11 protein-coding genes are annotated in these 14,010 nt (G+C 67.3%); 5 read left to right on the top strand and 6 right to left on the bottom strand.

Going from position 1 to position 14,010, the window contains the following annotated elements:
- Both ABLE91_RS09575 and ABLE91_RS09570 read right to left on the bottom strand, forming a co-directional pair.
- Window positions 1-576 (bottom strand): HdeD family acid-resistance protein, encoded by a 576-nt coding sequence (locus tag ABLE91_RS09575; protein WP_348930570.1) that lies wholly within the window; start codon window positions 574-576, stop codon window positions 1-3.
- 134 nt (window positions 577-710) lie between these two features.
- Window positions 711-2,030, bottom strand: coding sequence for a L,D-transpeptidase (locus tag ABLE91_RS09570; protein ID WP_348930569.1), 1,320 nt, complete (start codon window positions 2,028-2,030; stop codon window positions 711-713).
- A 278-nt stretch (window positions 2,031-2,308) separates the two neighbouring features.
- Here ABLE91_RS09570 and ABLE91_RS09565 point away from each other — a divergent pair, with 278 nt between their 5' ends.
- The 4 genes from ABLE91_RS09565 to metH are packed head-to-tail and all read left to right on the top strand — an operon-like array spanning window position 2,309 to window position 8,325.
- Window positions 2,309-3,343 carry an ArsR/SmtB family transcription factor gene (locus ABLE91_RS09565; protein ID WP_348930568.1) on the top strand — a complete coding sequence of 345 codons (1,035 nt, stop codon included), beginning with the start codon at window positions 2,309-2,311 and terminating at the stop codon, window positions 3,341-3,343.
- Complete coding sequence (gene metF / locus ABLE91_RS09560) at window positions 3,343-4,263, top strand: methylenetetrahydrofolate reductase [NAD(P)H] (protein ID WP_348930567.1); 921 nt, start codon at window positions 3,343-3,345, stop codon at window positions 4,261-4,263. The genes ABLE91_RS09565 and metF overlap by 1 nt, the downstream gene beginning before the upstream one ends.
- 10 nt (window positions 4,264-4,273) lie before the next feature.
- Entirely contained in the window at window positions 4,274-4,540 is a 267-nt protein-coding gene (locus ABLE91_RS09555; RefSeq protein WP_348930566.1) for a hypothetical protein, read from the top strand.
- A gap of 59 nt (window positions 4,541-4,599) precedes the next feature.
- A complete protein-coding gene (metH, locus tag ABLE91_RS09550; RefSeq protein ID WP_348930565.1) occupies window positions 4,600-8,325 on the top strand; it encodes a methionine synthase in 3,726 nt (1,241 codons plus the stop codon).
- 4 nt (window positions 8,326-8,329) lie between these two features.
- Here the strand turns inward: metH and ABLE91_RS09545 are convergent, their stop codons facing one another.
- A complete protein-coding gene (locus ABLE91_RS09545) occupies window positions 8,330-9,913 on the bottom strand; it encodes a winged helix-turn-helix domain-containing tetratricopeptide repeat protein (protein WP_348930564.1) in 1,584 nt (527 codons plus the stop codon).
- Window positions 9,914-10,125: 212 nt separating this feature from the next.
- Between ABLE91_RS09545 and ABLE91_RS09540 the strand changes: the two genes are divergently transcribed.
- A complete protein-coding gene (locus ABLE91_RS09540) occupies window positions 10,126-10,881 on the top strand; it encodes an SDR family oxidoreductase (protein WP_348930563.1) in 756 nt (251 codons plus the stop codon).
- A gap of 73 nt (window positions 10,882-10,954) precedes the next feature.
- Here the strand turns inward: ABLE91_RS09540 and ABLE91_RS09535 are convergent, their stop codons facing one another.
- The 3 genes from ABLE91_RS09535 to ABLE91_RS09525 are packed head-to-tail and all read right to left on the bottom strand — an operon-like array spanning window position 10,955 to window position 13,932.
- Entirely contained in the window at window positions 10,955-12,454 is a 1,500-nt protein-coding gene (locus ABLE91_RS09535; RefSeq protein WP_348930562.1) for a tripartite tricarboxylate transporter permease, read from the bottom strand.
- A gap of 10 nt (window positions 12,455-12,464) precedes the next feature.
- Complete coding sequence (locus ABLE91_RS09530) at window positions 12,465-12,932, bottom strand: tripartite tricarboxylate transporter TctB family protein (RefSeq protein WP_348930561.1); 468 nt, start codon at window positions 12,930-12,932, stop codon at window positions 12,465-12,467.
- 22 nt (window positions 12,933-12,954) lie between these two features.
- Complete coding sequence (locus ABLE91_RS09525) at window positions 12,955-13,932, bottom strand: tripartite tricarboxylate transporter substrate binding protein (protein ID WP_348930560.1); 978 nt, start codon at window positions 13,930-13,932, stop codon at window positions 12,955-12,957.
- Between the last annotated feature and the right edge of the window lie 78 nt (window positions 13,933-14,010).

The raw sequence follows: 14,010 nt of genomic DNA, 5'->3' as shown, positions 1-14,010 counted from the left end.
TCACGCCGCCTTGTTGCGCAGCGCGAAGCCGAACATGGCGGTCATCACCCCGTTGATGATGAGGTCGAGGCCGAGGAACAGGCCGAGGATCTGTACCGAATCCACCGGCCAGCGGGCGATGATCTCGATGCCCAGCAGCAGCGTGATGACGCCGGAGAAGACGATGAAGCCCCAGCCGGCCGCCTGGCGCGATCCCAGGCCGGCGATGATGCGGAAAATGCCGCCCACCACCAGCGAGACGCCGATCATGAGGGTGATGATGCCCGCCGCGAGGAGCGGCTGGTACATGATGAGGCCGCCGGCCACCACATAGAGCAGGCCGGCGAGAAGCCAGTAGAAGAAGCGGCCCCAGCCCTGCACGCGGAAGGCGTGCATGACTTGGACGATGCCGCCCACCAGGACCAGCGCGCCCACATAAAGGGCGGTGGCGATGCCCGTCACCAGGAGGTGGGCCAGGGCGATGCAGCCGAGGATGACGAAGGCCGCGCCGAGGGCGACGAACCAGCCCCAGCCGGCGCTCATGGCGGTCAGCTGGTCACGGACGGAGGCGCCGGGAGTGGGAATGGTGGTGGGCATGAGCTGACTCCGCGCGAAGGCTCTCGCGCAGCGGCATCATATCCGCCGACCGGCGGAATAACAGAGGAGAAAAATGCCCAAAAACAAAGGGCGCGCCCGAAGGCGCGCCCTGGATTCGATACGCTGGGGAAGCTTCAGCGCGGCGTGGGAGCCTGGGGCTTGCCCGAGGCGGCATTGGCCTGGGCATTGCCGGTCTTGGGCATGATCACCACCTTGGTGCCCACCTTCACCCGCTCGAACAGGTCTTCGACGTCCGCGTTCAGCATGCGGAAGCAGCCGGAGGAGACGAACTTGCCGATGGTCTGCGGCTCGTTGGTGCCGTGGATGCGGTAGATGGTGCCGCCGAGATAGAGCGTGCGCGCGCCCAAAGGATTGCCCGGGCCGCCCGCCATGAAGCGGGGCAGATAGGGCTGGCGCTCGATCATCTCAGTCGGCGGGCGCCAGTCGGCCCATTCCGCCTTGCGGGTGACCTTCTCGGTGCCGGACCAGGTGAAGCCGTCGCGGCCCACGCCGATGCCGTAGCGGATCGCCTTGCCGCCGCCGAGCACGTAATAGAGGTAGGTGTTCGGCGTATCGATGACGATGGTGCCGGCCGGCTGGGCCGTCACATAGTCCACCGTCTGGCGCTGGAAGCGGGCATCCACCGGCTCGCTCGGATCCACGTTCTCGATGCGCGGGCCGGACGGGGCCTCGCGGGTGCCGGGCACCACGGCGGCATTGGGAGCGTAGACGCCGGCCGGCGGGGCGCCCGCATCGCGGACGGCGCTGCCCGGCTGGCCGTAAGCGGCAGTGGTGGGGCCCACATAGACCGGCTGCCCGGGCTGCGCGGAGGCCTGCGGCGCTACGGCACCGGTGCGGGCGGCCTGGAGCAGCTGGTCCTGCCGGTAGGAACCGTCATAGCCGTTAGCCTGGGGCGTCGGCTGCTGGTAGCCCTGCTGGGGATATCCCTGCGCGGGATACGCCTGCTGCTGGGGTGCCTGCTGCTGATAGCCTTGCTGAGGATATCCCTGCTGCGGATAGGCCCGGCCGGGAATCTGCTGTGCGTTCGGCGCGGGAAGCGCGCCCGGAGCGATGGCCATCGGCTGGCCGGGAGCCACCTGGCTCCCAGGCTGATAGCCGGGAGGCGCCGACACATAGCCCGTCTGGGGTGCGGACGGAGGCGTGGTCCCGGGAACATAGGTCGGGGCCTGGACGGCGCCTGCGGGCGGCGCCATGGGCGTGCTCTGCACGTAGTCGCCGCGGCGGCTGCCGGGGGCATAGGGATCGTTGTAGCCGGGCACGGTCCCTGCGGGCACATCCTGGCCGATGGCTCCGGTCTCGTCGTCCTCCTCGGCCGCGGCTGCGACATAGGACGGAACCGAATAGACCTGACCCTGATAGATTTGAGCGTGTGCGGCCGGGATGGCCAGCAGCGAAGCCCCAAGGGCAGTGAGGAGTGTGGTGCGGAGCATCATGGCACTCGTGCTAAACATGAAACGTGACGAAATTGGAAACGGCTTACATTTTTTCGCTGGTGCCAAGCTGGCCCCAACCCGTCCGTGCCGCCCACCTTCGTTCACCCAAACATCAGGAATGCGCCGCGCGTTCCTGAAAATCTTTAGTCAGGCCGGATTAGGTGTGCAATGCACGGCGGCGTGTCCGGCGCACGCCGGGCGGCGGAGTGCCATTGAAGACACAGCTGGGCGTCCACAGGCGCTTGCGCTTCGAGGGGGATGGATATAAAGATATCTTTATGTCCTTAGATCGACCGCAAGCTGACGCTTCGTCGCTTCCTTATGCCGCGCTGCTCGACGGCCTGAAGGCCGCAGGGGAAGACACGCGCCTGCGACTTCTTGCGATCCTCGATCAGGCGGAGCTAACGGTTTCCGAGCTCACCGACATTCTCGGCCAGTCCCAGCCGCGCATCTCGCGTCATCTAAAACTGCTCGCGGAGGCGGGGCTCGTGGAGCGCCACCGGGAGGCGAGCTGGGTTTTCTATCGCTGCGCGGGTGAAGGTCCCGGCGGCGCTGTTGCCCGGGCCCTGCTTGGGCTTCTGGATGCCGGCGATCCCCTCATCCGCCGCGACCGCGAGCGGCTGAGCGAGGTGCGCTCCGCGCGCGAAGCGCAGGCCCAGGCCTATTTCGCCAGCCATGCGGAGCGGTGGGACGCCATTCGCAGCCTCCACGTGCCGGAGGCCCTGGTGGAGCAGCAGGTGCGCGACGCCCTCGGCGATGCGCCCATCGATTCGTTTCTCGACCTCGGCACCGGCACCGGCCGCATGCTGGAAATCTTCGCGCCCCACATCCAGCGCGGCGTCGGCGTCGACCTTTCGCCGGACATGCTGGGCGTCGCGCGGGTCAATCTGGAGCGGGCGGGGGTGCGCAATTGCGTGGTCCGCCATGGCGACATCTACAATCTCGCCATGCCCCGCGACAGCTTCGACGCCATCGTGGTCCATCAGGTGCTGCACTTCCTGGACGATGGCGGGCGCGCGGTGCGCGAGGCCGCCCGCCTCCTGCGGCCGGGCGGGCGCCTGCTGGTGGTGGACTTCGCACCCCACGACCTCGAATTCCTGCGCGAGGCCCATGCCCACCGCCGGCTCGGCTTCGCCGAGGAGACCGTCGCCGGCTGGATGGCGCAGGCGGGCCTCGAACCCGAGCTGCACCGTGCGCTCACCCCCGAGGCGGCGGCGGACGGTTCCTTGACCGTATCCATCTGGCTGGCGCGCGATCCCCGGATCGCCCCAGCCCAAGACGTTGAAAACAGAGACAATAGGGAAGTTGCGTGATGACCGCACCGATCCGGGCCAGCCGGGAACTTGGACGGGCGCCCGTGCGCGTCTCGTTTGAATTCTTTCCGCCCAAGACCGAGGAGATGGAGCGTAATCTCTGGGCCTCCATCGCGCGTCTCGCGCCGTTGGGGCCGAGCTTCGTTTCGGTGACCTACGGCGCCGGCGGCTCCACCCGCGAGCGCACCCACGCCACTGTCGAGCGCCTGGTGCGCGAGACCGACCTCGCCCCCGCTGCCCACCTCACCTGCGTCGCTGCCAGCCGCGCGGAGATCGACGAGGTGATCCGCGAATATGCGGGAGCGGGCATCAAGCACATCGTGGCGCTGCGGGGCGATCCCACCACCGGCGTCGGCACGCGCTACGAGCCCCACCCCGAGGGCTACGCCCATGCCTGCGACCTCGTGGCGGGCATCCGCAGGATCGGCGATTTCGAGGTCTCCGTCTCGGCCTATCCCGAGAAGCATCCCGAAAGCGCCACCCTCGATGCGGACATCGATTATCTGAAGCGCAAGGTGGATGCGGGCGCCACCCGCGCCATCACCCAGTTCTTCTTCGAGAACGACGTCTATTTCCGCTATCTCGACAAGGTCCGCGCGGCCGGCATCGACATTCCCGTCGTGCCGGGCATCCTGCCGGTGACCAATTTCAAGCAGGCCTCCAACTTCGCCGCGCGCACCGGGGCGAGCGTGCCGGACTGGCTGCTGAAGCGGTTCGAGGGGCTGGACGAGGATGCCGAGACCCGCAAGCTCATCGCCGCGGCGGTGGCAGCCGAGCAGGTGACGGACCTGGTTGATCAGGGCGTTACCGATATCCACTTCTATACCCTGAACCGCGCCGACCTCGTCTACGCCATCTGCCACCTGATGGGCCTGCGCCCCAAGGCGGCCGAGGCCGAGGCGCAGCGGCTGGCGGTGTGAGGAGAGAAGAATGGCTGGGGAACCGCAAAATCTGGTGCTGAGCCTGCTTCGGGAGATGCGGGTAGAGATGCGTGAGAAATTTGAGGCCATGGACCGACGCTTTGATGGCCTGGACAAAAGATTGGACAACATGACCCAGGCTTTGCGCGGTGAGTCGGTGCTCGGCCGATATGCCGCGGCCGAGGTGGAAGACCGGTTGGAAGATTTTGAGAAGCGCCTCTCTGCACTGGAGAAGAAGCCGGGCAAGCCGTCCTCTCCACGCAAACCACACACCTGACAGCACGAACGCAGTCTGTTGATCGACACGCCGGGTTGCCGGCAAAAATGAGCGTTCCCATGACCCGCGAAACCGACACCCTCTCCGCCCTCACCGCCGCGGCCCGCGCGCGCATCCTGGTGCTGGACGGCGCCATGGGAACCATGATCCAGGGCCTGAGGCTGGACGAGGCGGGCTATCGCGGCGCGCGCTTCGCGGACTGGGGACAGGACGTCAAAGGCAATAACGACCTCCTGAACCTCACCCAGCCGGACGCGGTGCGGGACATTCATCTCGAATATTTCCTGGCCGGCGCGGACATCGTCGAGACCAACACCTTCTCCTCCACCACCATCGCTCAGGCGGACTACGCCATGGAGGCGCTGGCCTATGAGCTGAACGTGGAGGGCGCGCGCCTCGCGAAGGAAGCCGCCAAGCTCGCCGAGCAGAAGGATGGGCGCCGCCGCTTCGTGGCCGGCGCCATCGGCCCGACGAACCGCACCGCCTCCATCTCGCCGGATGTGAACGACCCCGGCTTCCGCGCCATCACCTTCGACGAGTTGGCGGTGGCCTATGGCGAGCAGGCGCGCGGGCTGCTGGAGGGCGGCTCCGACCTCATCCTCATCGAGACCATCTTCGACACGCTGAACGCCAAGGCGGCGGTGTTCGCCATCGAGGGCCTGTTCGACGAGCTGGGCTACCGCGTGCCGGTGATGATTTCCGGCACCATCACAGACCTCTCCGGCCGCACCCTCTCCGGCCAGACGCCGAGCGCCTTCTGGTATGCGCTCCAGCATGCCCAGCCCTTCTCCATCGGCCTCAATTGCGCGCTGGGCGCCAAGGAGATGCGCGCCCATATCGCCGAGATCGGTCGGGTGGCGGACACCTTCGTCTGCGCCTATCCCAATGCCGGCCTGCCCAACGAGTTCGGCCTTTATGACGAGAGCCCGGAAGCCATGGGCGCGCTGGTGGGCGAGTTCGCCGCCTCCGGCCTCGTGAACATCGTCGGCGGCTGCTGCGGAACGACGCCGGCCCATATCCGCGCCCTCGCGGAGGCCGTGGCGCCCCACACGCCGCGCCCAATCCCGGAGTTGTCCAAAAGGCTGAGGCTTTCCGGGCTTGAGGGGTTCGAGCTGACGCCGGAAATCCCGTTCGTGAACGTGGGCGAGCGCACCAACGTCACGGGATCGGCCAAATTCCGCAAACTCATCACCAATGGCGACTTTCCCGCTGCGCTGGCGGTTGCCCGCGAGCAGGTGGAGAGCGGGGCGCAGGTGATCGACGTGAACATGGACGAGGGCCTTCTGGATTCGAAGGCCGCGATGGTCTCGTTCCTGAACCTCGTCGCCTCCGAGCCCGACATCGCCCGCGTGCCCGTGATGGTGGACTCATCCAAGTGGGATATCATCGAGGCCGGCCTGAAGTGCATCCAGGGCAAGGGCATCGTGAACTCCATCTCCATGAAGGAGGGGGAGGAGAATTTCCGCGCCCAGGCCCGCCTCGTGCGCCGCTATGGCGCCGCCGTGGTGGTGATGGCCTTCGACGAGCAGGGCCAGGCCGACACGTTCGAGCGCAAGACGCAGATCTGCGCGCGGGCTTATAAGATCCTGACTGAGGAGGTGGGCTTCCCGGCCGAGGACATCATCTTCGATCCCAACATCTTCGCGGTGGCCACCGGCATCGAGGAGCATGCGCCCTACGGCGTCTACTTCATCGAGGCGACGCGCTGGATCCGGCAGAACCTGCCGCATGCGCACATTTCCGGCGGCGTCTCCAACCTCTCCTTCTCGTTCCGCGGCAACGAGCCGGTGCGCGAGGCCATGCACGCCGTGTTCCTCTACCACGCCATCCAGGCGGGCATGGACATGGGCATCGTCAATGCCGGCCAGCTCGCGGTCTATGACGAGATCAAGCCGGATCTGCGGGACGCCTGCGAGGATGTGGTGCTCAACCGCCGCGCCGATGGCACCGAGCGCCTGCTGACGCTGGCGGAAGGCTTCAAGGGCGGCGCCGGCAAGGAGAAGCGCGAGGCGGACCTCACCTGGCGCACTTGGGCCGTGGAGAAGCGGCTGGAGCACGCCCTCGTCAATGGCATCACCGATTTCGTGGAGACCGACACGGAGGAGGCGCGCCTTTCGGTGGCCCGTCCGCTGCACGTGATCGAGGGCCCGCTGATGGCCGGCATGAACGTGGTGGGCGACCTGTTCGGCTCGGGCAAGATGTTCCTGCCCCAGGTGGTGAAATCCGCCCGCGTGATGAAGCAGGCGGTGGCCTACCTCATGCCCTTCATGGAAGAGGAGAAGAAGCTGAGCGGCGTTTCCGAGCGCTCCGCCGCCGGCAAGATCCTCATGGCCACCGTGAAGGGCGACGTCCACGATATCGGCAAGAACATCGTCGGCGTGGTTCTCCAGTGCAACAATTACGAGGTGATCGACCTCGGCGTGATGGTGCCCACCGCCAAGATCCTGGACATCGCCCGCAAGGAAAACGTGGACGTGATCGGCCTTTCCGGCCTCATCACGCCTTCGCTGGACGAGATGGTGGGCGTCGCCGCCGAGATGGAGCGCGAGGGCTTCGACCTGCCGCTGCTGATCGGCGGAGCGACTACGTCGCGCGTCCACACGGCGGTGAAGATCGCGCCGCGCTACGAGCGCGGGCAGGCGGTCTATGTGACCGACGCCTCGCGCGCGGTGGGCGTGGTCTCCAGCCTGCTGAACCCGGAGACGCGGGAGAAGTACAAGGCGGACGTGAAGGCGGAATACGTCAAGCTCGCCGACGCCCATGCCCGGGCGGATGAGGCGAAGCAGCGCGTGCCGCTGGCCAAGGCGCGGGAGAATGGGCTGAAGCTGGATTTCGGCCGTGTCGCGCCGAAGCCCACGTTCCTGGGCACCAAGGTGTTCGAGGAATACGACCTCGCCGACCTCGTACCCGCCATCGACTGGACGCCCTTCTTCCAGTCCTGGGAACTGGTGGGCCGCTATCCCATGATCCTGGACGACCCCACCGTGGGCGAGCCAGCCCGCGCCTTGTTCGCGGACGCGCAGGCCATGCTGAAGCGCATGGTGGACGAGAAATGGGTGACCGCCCGTGCGGTGGTGGGCTTCTGGCCGGCCAATGCGGAAGGCGACGACATCATCCTGTTCCGGGACGACACGCGCAAAGTCCCGCTCGCTACCCTGCACACCCTGCGCCAGCAGCTGGCGCGGCGCGAGGGGCGGTTCAACCTTGCTTTGTCGGATTTCGTGGCGCCGGTGGCCTCGGGCGTGCCGGACTATGTGGGCGCCTTCGCGGTCACCACCGGCATCGGCGAGCAGGAGCGCACCGACGCCTTCAAGGCGGCCCATGACGATTATTCCGCCATCCTGCTGAAGGCGCTGGCGGACCGCCTCGCGGAAGCCTTCGCCGAGCGCCTGCACCAGCGCGTGCGCAAGGAATTCTGGGCCTATGCGCCGGACGAAGCGGCGACCAATGAGGAGCTGATCGCCGAGAAGTACCAGGGCATCCGCCCCGCGCCCGGCTATCCCGCCCAGCCCGACCATACGGAGAAGGGCACCATCTTCACCCTCCTCGATGCGGAAAAGCGCATCGGCCTGGAGCTGACGGAGAGCTACGCCATGTGGCCCGGCGCGGCGGTCTCGGGCCTTTATTTCTCCCACCCGGAGAGCGCCTATTTCGGCGTCGGCCGCATCGAGCGCGATCAGGTGGAGGACTATGCCAAGCGCAAGGGCTGGAGCGTGGAAGAGGCCGAGCGCTGGCTGGCGCCGACGCTGAACTACGATCCGGCGAGAAGGGCGGCGGCGGAATAGGCGGTCATTCCGGCAGCCCTGCCTTTCGCAGCCCGCTGGCGAATATCGCAAGATCTTCCGGTCGGTGGATCGGAAGCCAGTCTTGGATATTCGAGATGCGCAAGGAGGGGTCGAGCCGGCGCACATGCGCCATGGCCCGCTGCGCCTGCTCGGTGCGGTGGGCGAGCGCGTGACTTGCTGCGGTGATGCCGGCCACCATCAGGAAGCTCGGCAGGTTCGTAAAAGCCTTGTCCGCCCATGACGATGCCGCATCAAAGCGCCCCGCAAACAGGTGCGCCATCGCCATTCCCGCTTCCATTCGATACATTTCCGGATCGAGCGGGCTGAGGCGCATGGCACGGGCGAAATGCGCGATGGCGCCCTCCGTTTCGCCATGCCAGACCCGCAGGAAGCCGCCCAGAAACCAGGCTGCCGCCAGGTTGGGATTGAGCACCACCGCCCGATCGAGCAAGGCGATGCCACTGTCGAGATCGCCCACCAGGTGGGCGAGCGCATGGCCGCCCCGCGTCAGCGCCACCGCATCGTCCCGCCCCACTTCCACGGCCCTTCGCGCCAGCCGAGCACCCTCGGTGACCTCCCGCTCCGGATCGGTCATCCAGCCATTGACCTTGCGCCAGAAATAGCACCATGCCGCTATTCCGTGGGCCGATGCGAAGTCCGGGTCCAGCTCCATGGCCTGATAGAACAGGGGAAGGGCCTCGCTGATGGCCTCCCTGCTTCCCTGGTGCACATAAGCAAGGCCACGCAGATAGCTGTCATAAGCGCTGAGGCTGGTGGTCGGCATCCGCTGCGCGCGCGCGATCTCCGCGCGTTCCAGCTGTGGCGCCATGGCGCCGACGACGCTCGTGGCGATCTGGTCTTGCAGCTCGAAGATGTCATCGAGCGTGCCCTCGAAGCGCTCCGCCCAGATTTGCGCCCCGGTGGTCGCATCGATCAGCTGCCCCGTGATGCGCACGCGGTTACTGGCCTTGCGCACGCTGCCTTCCAGCACATAGCGGACGCCGAGCGCCCGGCCTGCCTGCTTCACGTCCACCGCCTGCCCCCGGTACGTGAAGCTGGAATTCCGCGCGATGACGAACAGCCAGCGGAGACGCGACAGCCCCGTGATGATGTCCTCCACCACGCCATCGGCAAAGTAGTCCTGCTCCGGGTCGCCGCTCATGTTCTGGAACGGCAGGACGGCGATGGAGGGCTTGTCGGGAAGGGGCAGCGCCGGTGCAATTGCCTCGCCCGATGCGGTTTGGCCGGCCTCGCGGGAGCGCACGCCGTCCGGTGATTGCCTTTCGCTGACCTCGGCAACGAAGCGGAAGCCTTTGCGGGCGATGGTCCGGATCAGCCGCTGTTCCTCGCCGCTGTCGCCGATGGCCTTGCGCACGGCGTTGATATGGCTGGCGAGGGTCGATTCCGAGACGATCCGCCCCTCCCATACCGCGTCCAGAAGATTGTCCTTGCTGATGACGTGCTCGCGGTTGCGCACCAGATGCAGCAGGAGGTCGAAGACCTGCGGCCCGATGGCGATCACCTCGCCGTCCCGCGTCAGCTCCCGCCGGCCAGGGTCGAGCACATAGCCTTCAAACAGGAATTGCACGTCGGCGCTCCATGGCCCTGTCCGTTGGCGGGCCGGCGATTGATAGCATGCCGCGCATCCCCGGCCACCGGATGGCACCGGCTTGGACGAAAACCCAAGGGAAATTCAAGCACCGTCCAAGGCCCCGGCAAAGTCTTCCCGCAGGCTTCCCTGCATCCTCCCCTCACTGGATCGTGACTGGCGCGATCAGCGGTCAGGCAGAGGAGCGGGACATGAAGATCGTGGTCATCGGCGGGAGCGGCCTCATCGGCTCTAACGTTGTGAACCGGCTGCGAGCATTGGGCCATGAGGTCCTCGCGGCGTCGCCCAATTCGGGCGTGAACACCATCACCCGCGAGGGACTGGCCGAAGCGCTCTCCGGCGCGCAGGTGGTCGTGGACGTGGCGAACTCGCCCAATTTCGAGGACAAGGCCGTGCTGGAGTTCTTCCAGACCTCCGGCCGGAACCTGCTGGCCGCCGAAGCGGCCGCGGGCGTCGGGCATCACGTCGCCCTGTCGGTGGTCGGCAGCGAGCGCAATCCCGACAGCGGCTATCTCCGTGCCAAGCTGGCGCAGGAGAGCCTCATCAAGGAGTCGGGGATCCCGTACACGATCCTGCGGGCGACCCAGTTCTTCGAGTTCGTCGGCGCCATCGTGCAGTCGAGCGCGGACGGCGATGCCTTCCGCCTGTCGCCGGCTCTTTTCCAGCCCATCGCCGCCAACGACGTCTCCGCCGTGCTGGCCGATCTTGCGGCCGGCGCCCCATTGAACGGAACCATCGAGGTGGCCGGCCCCGAGCTGATCCCCATGGATGCCATCGCCCGGCAGTATCTCACCGCCAAAGGGGACACGCGCGCGGTCATCGCGGACGTGCGAGCCCGCTATTTCGGCGCCGAGCTGAACGACAAATCGCTGACGCCGGACGAGAATCCGCGCCTGGGACAGACCCGCTTCGGCGACTGGCTCAGCGCGTCCCCGGTCCGCGTATAAGCGCCGCGGTTATTCCGGTGGAATGCCCGGGCCGTTGCGACGGCAGTCGTCGCAACGGCGCCATGAGGCGCGTTCAATCCTCCGCCGCCTTGAAGCGGTCGAGGCCCTTCATGACGAATGGCGCGATGAGCGCGATCGCTGCCAGCCCCAGCAGCGTGGCTGACACCGGGCTCGTCACCAGCACCATGGGATCCCCCAGGCTGATGGAGAGCGCCCGGCGCAGCTGCGTTTCCGCAATCGGCCCCAGGATCAGCCCCACCACCACGGGCGCTATTGGGTAGTCGAAGCGCCGCATCAGATAGCCCATGAGGCCAAACAAAGTGAGGATGCCCAGCTCCGTCACCGAGGCCTTGGCGACGATGGTGCCCATGGTGGCGAACACCAGGATGCCCGCATAGAGCCACGGCTGGGGGATGGCGAGGAGCCGGACCCACAGCCCCACCAGCGGCAGGTTCAGGACCAGCAGCATGACGTTGGCGATATAGAGGCTGGCGATCAGCCCCCAGACCAGCTGCGGCTGCTCGGCGAACAGCAGCGGGCCGGGGTTCAGGCCATATTGCTGGAAGCCCGCCAGCATCATGGCGGCGGTGGCGGAGGTGGGCAGGCCCAGCGTCAGGAGCGGCACCAGGGTTCCGGCGGCGGAGGCATTGTTGGCCGCTTCCGGCCCCGCGACGCCCTCGATGGCGCCATGGCCGAATTGCTCCGGGTGCTTGGAGAGCTTGCGCTCGACCGAATAGGACAGGAAGGTCGGGATCTCCGCGCCGCCCGCCGGCAGGGCGCCGATGGGAAAGCCGATGAAGGCGCCGCGGATCCACGCCTTCCAGGAGCGCGCCCAATCCTCGGCGCTCATCCACAGCGAGCCGCGCACGCTTTCCACCGTGTCCTGCGCATGGATACGTGTGGAGGCAACATAGAGCGCCTCGCCGATGGCGAAGAGGCCCACCGCCAGCGTGGTCACATCGATGCCGTCCAGCAACTCCGGCATGCCGAAGGTGAGGCGCGCCTGCCCGGTGAGCTTGTCGATGCCGATGAGGCCGATGGTGAGGCCCACGAACAGGCTGGTGAGACCGCGCACGGGGGAATCGCCGAAGGTCGCGGAGACCGTGACGAAGGCGACGCACATGAGGGCAAAATAATCCTCCGGCCCCATCTGCACCGCGAGGTCCACGAGCCACGGGGCGAGGAAGGTCAAACCCACCGTGGCGATGGTGCCGGCGACGAAGGAGCCGATGGCAGCGGTGGCGAGCGCCTGCGCCCCCCGGCCCGCGCGGGCCATGCGGTAGCCTTCCAGGGCGGTTGCCATGGAGGCGCTTTCGCCCGGCGTGTTGATGAGGATGGCGGTGGTGGAGCCGCCATACATGCCGCCATAATAGATGCCCGCGAACATGATGAGCGAGCCGGCGGGGTCGAGCTTGTAGGTCACCGGCAGTAGCAGGGCGACCGTGAGCGCCGGCCCGATGCCCGGCAGCACGCCCACCGCCGTGCCGAGCAGCACGCCGATGAGCGCGAACAGGAGGTTCCCCGGCTGGGCGGCGACCACGAGGCCCTGGAGAAGCGCGTCGAATGTTTCCATGGCAGCCGCCTCAGATCAGGGATTCGAGCGGCCCCACGGGCAGCGACAGCGTGAGCAGCTTGGCGAACAGGAGATAGGTGACGACGCCCACCACGAGGCCGATGATGAAGTCCGCCACGATGGCGCGCCGGCCGAAGGCGGCGGCGGTGGCCGTGAACAGGACGGCGGTGGCGAGGATATAGCCCCCGCCGAACGACAGGATCGCCATCAGCGCCAGCATGCCACCGACGATGAACACCAGCGGCCGCCAGTCGTCCCGCTTGCGCGCCGGAAGGGCTCCGCGCAGGGCCATGGCGAAGTTGGCCACGGCGAGAAGGGCGAGGCCGATGGCCACCACCTTGGGGGCGGCGTCCGGCCCCACGCCATAGACGACGCGCTGGGCGAGCCGCGTCGTATCCCACCAGATGAGGCCAGCGAGCGCCAGGAGGCCGGCGGCAACCAGCATGCCGGGGATGTCCGGCTTGGTCTTGATCTGCACGGCAGGGCTCCCGGCGCGGGTGCTATTGCTTGATGAGGCCGACGGACTTCAGGATTTCCGCCGTGCGGGCATTCTCTTCCTTCAGATAGGCCGCGAAGGCGTCGCCCGTGAGGTAGGCGTCATCCCAGCCCTTCTGCTTCAGGATATCGGCCCAGGCCTGCGACTTGGCCATCTTCTCGATGATGGCGGACACGCCCTTCACCTGCTCCGGGGTGAGGCCGGGAGGCGCCATGACGGCGCGCCAGTTGGCGAGCTCCACGTCGATGCCCGACTCTTTCAGGGTCGGCACGTCGAGGCCGGGCACGCGCTCGGACTGGGTGACGGCGAGGAGCCGGAGCTTGCCGGCCTTCACCTGGCTCTCCAACTCGCCGAGGCCGGACATGCCCGCGGTCACCTTGCCGCCGAGGATGGCCGCCAGCGCCTCGCCGCCGCCGGAGAAGGGGATGTAATTAAGCTTGGTGGGGTCGGCGCCCGCCTTCTGGGTGAAGAGCGCGGCGGCGATATGGTCCGGCCCGCCGGCCGAGCCGCCCGCCCAGGTCACCCTGGCGGGGTCCTTCTTCACCAGCTCCGCGAGGTCCTTAACCGTCTTCAGCGGCGAGTTGGTCGGCACCGCGATGGCGTCGGTCTCCTGCACCAGCCGCGCGATGGGGATCACCTTGTCCAGGGTGACGGGCGCGTTGTTGGTGAGGATGGCGCCCACCATCACATAGCCGCTGGCCATGAGCTGGTTGGGATCACCCTTGGCGGAATTGACGAACTGGGCGATGCCGATGGTGCCGCCGGCACCGGGGACGTTGTAGACCTGCACGCTGTGGGCGGCGCCGGACTGAACCAGCGCCTGCTGCATGGCACGGGCGGTCTGGTCCCATCCTCCACCGGGGGCGGCCGGGGCCATGATTTTCAGGTCCTGCGCCTGCGCCGCGGCGGCGAGGGTGAGCCCCGCGCCGGCGATCGCGCACAGGAGAAGCGGACGGACGCGAGCCCGCATATGGGTCAGCATGGGCAAATCCTTCCCGGGTGTGTCCGGCCTTGCGGCCGCGTCGTTGAATTTGGCGTCCCGCGCCAGCGTCGGCGGCCG

It is taken from the genome of Aquabacter albus (genome assembly GCF_040049275.1).
Lineage (GTDB): Bacteria > Pseudomonadota > Alphaproteobacteria > Rhizobiales > Xanthobacteraceae > Aquabacter.
Note: the sequence above shows the minus strand (reverse complement) of the source record. Positions and strands in the feature narration are given on the sequence as shown.

Coding starts and splice junctions, on each gene's coding strand:
- ABLE91_RS09575 (WP_348930570.1), bottom strand. CDS start 576: ATGCCCACCACCATTCCCACTCCCGGCGCCTCCGTCCGTGACCAGCTG.
- ABLE91_RS09570 (WP_348930569.1), bottom strand. CDS start 2,030: ATGATGCTCCGCACCACACTCCTCACTGCCCTTGGGGCTTCGCTGCTG.
- ABLE91_RS09565 (WP_348930568.1), top strand. CDS start 2,309: ATGTCCTTAGATCGACCGCAAGCTGACGCTTCGTCGCTTCCTTATGCC.
- metF (WP_348930567.1), top strand. CDS start 3,343: ATGACCGCACCGATCCGGGCCAGCCGGGAACTTGGACGGGCGCCCGTG.
- ABLE91_RS09555 (WP_348930566.1), top strand. CDS start 4,274: ATGGCTGGGGAACCGCAAAATCTGGTGCTGAGCCTGCTTCGGGAGATG.
- metH (WP_348930565.1), top strand. CDS start 4,600: ATGACCCGCGAAACCGACACCCTCTCCGCCCTCACCGCCGCGGCCCGC.
- ABLE91_RS09540 (WP_348930563.1), top strand. CDS start 10,126: ATGAAGATCGTGGTCATCGGCGGGAGCGGCCTCATCGGCTCTAACGTT.
- ABLE91_RS09535 (WP_348930562.1), bottom strand. CDS start 12,454: ATGGAAACATTCGACGCGCTTCTCCAGGGCCTCGTGGTCGCCGCCCAG.
- ABLE91_RS09525 (WP_348930560.1), bottom strand. CDS start 13,932: ATGCTGACCCATATGCGGGCTCGCGTCCGTCCGCTTCTCCTGTGCGCG.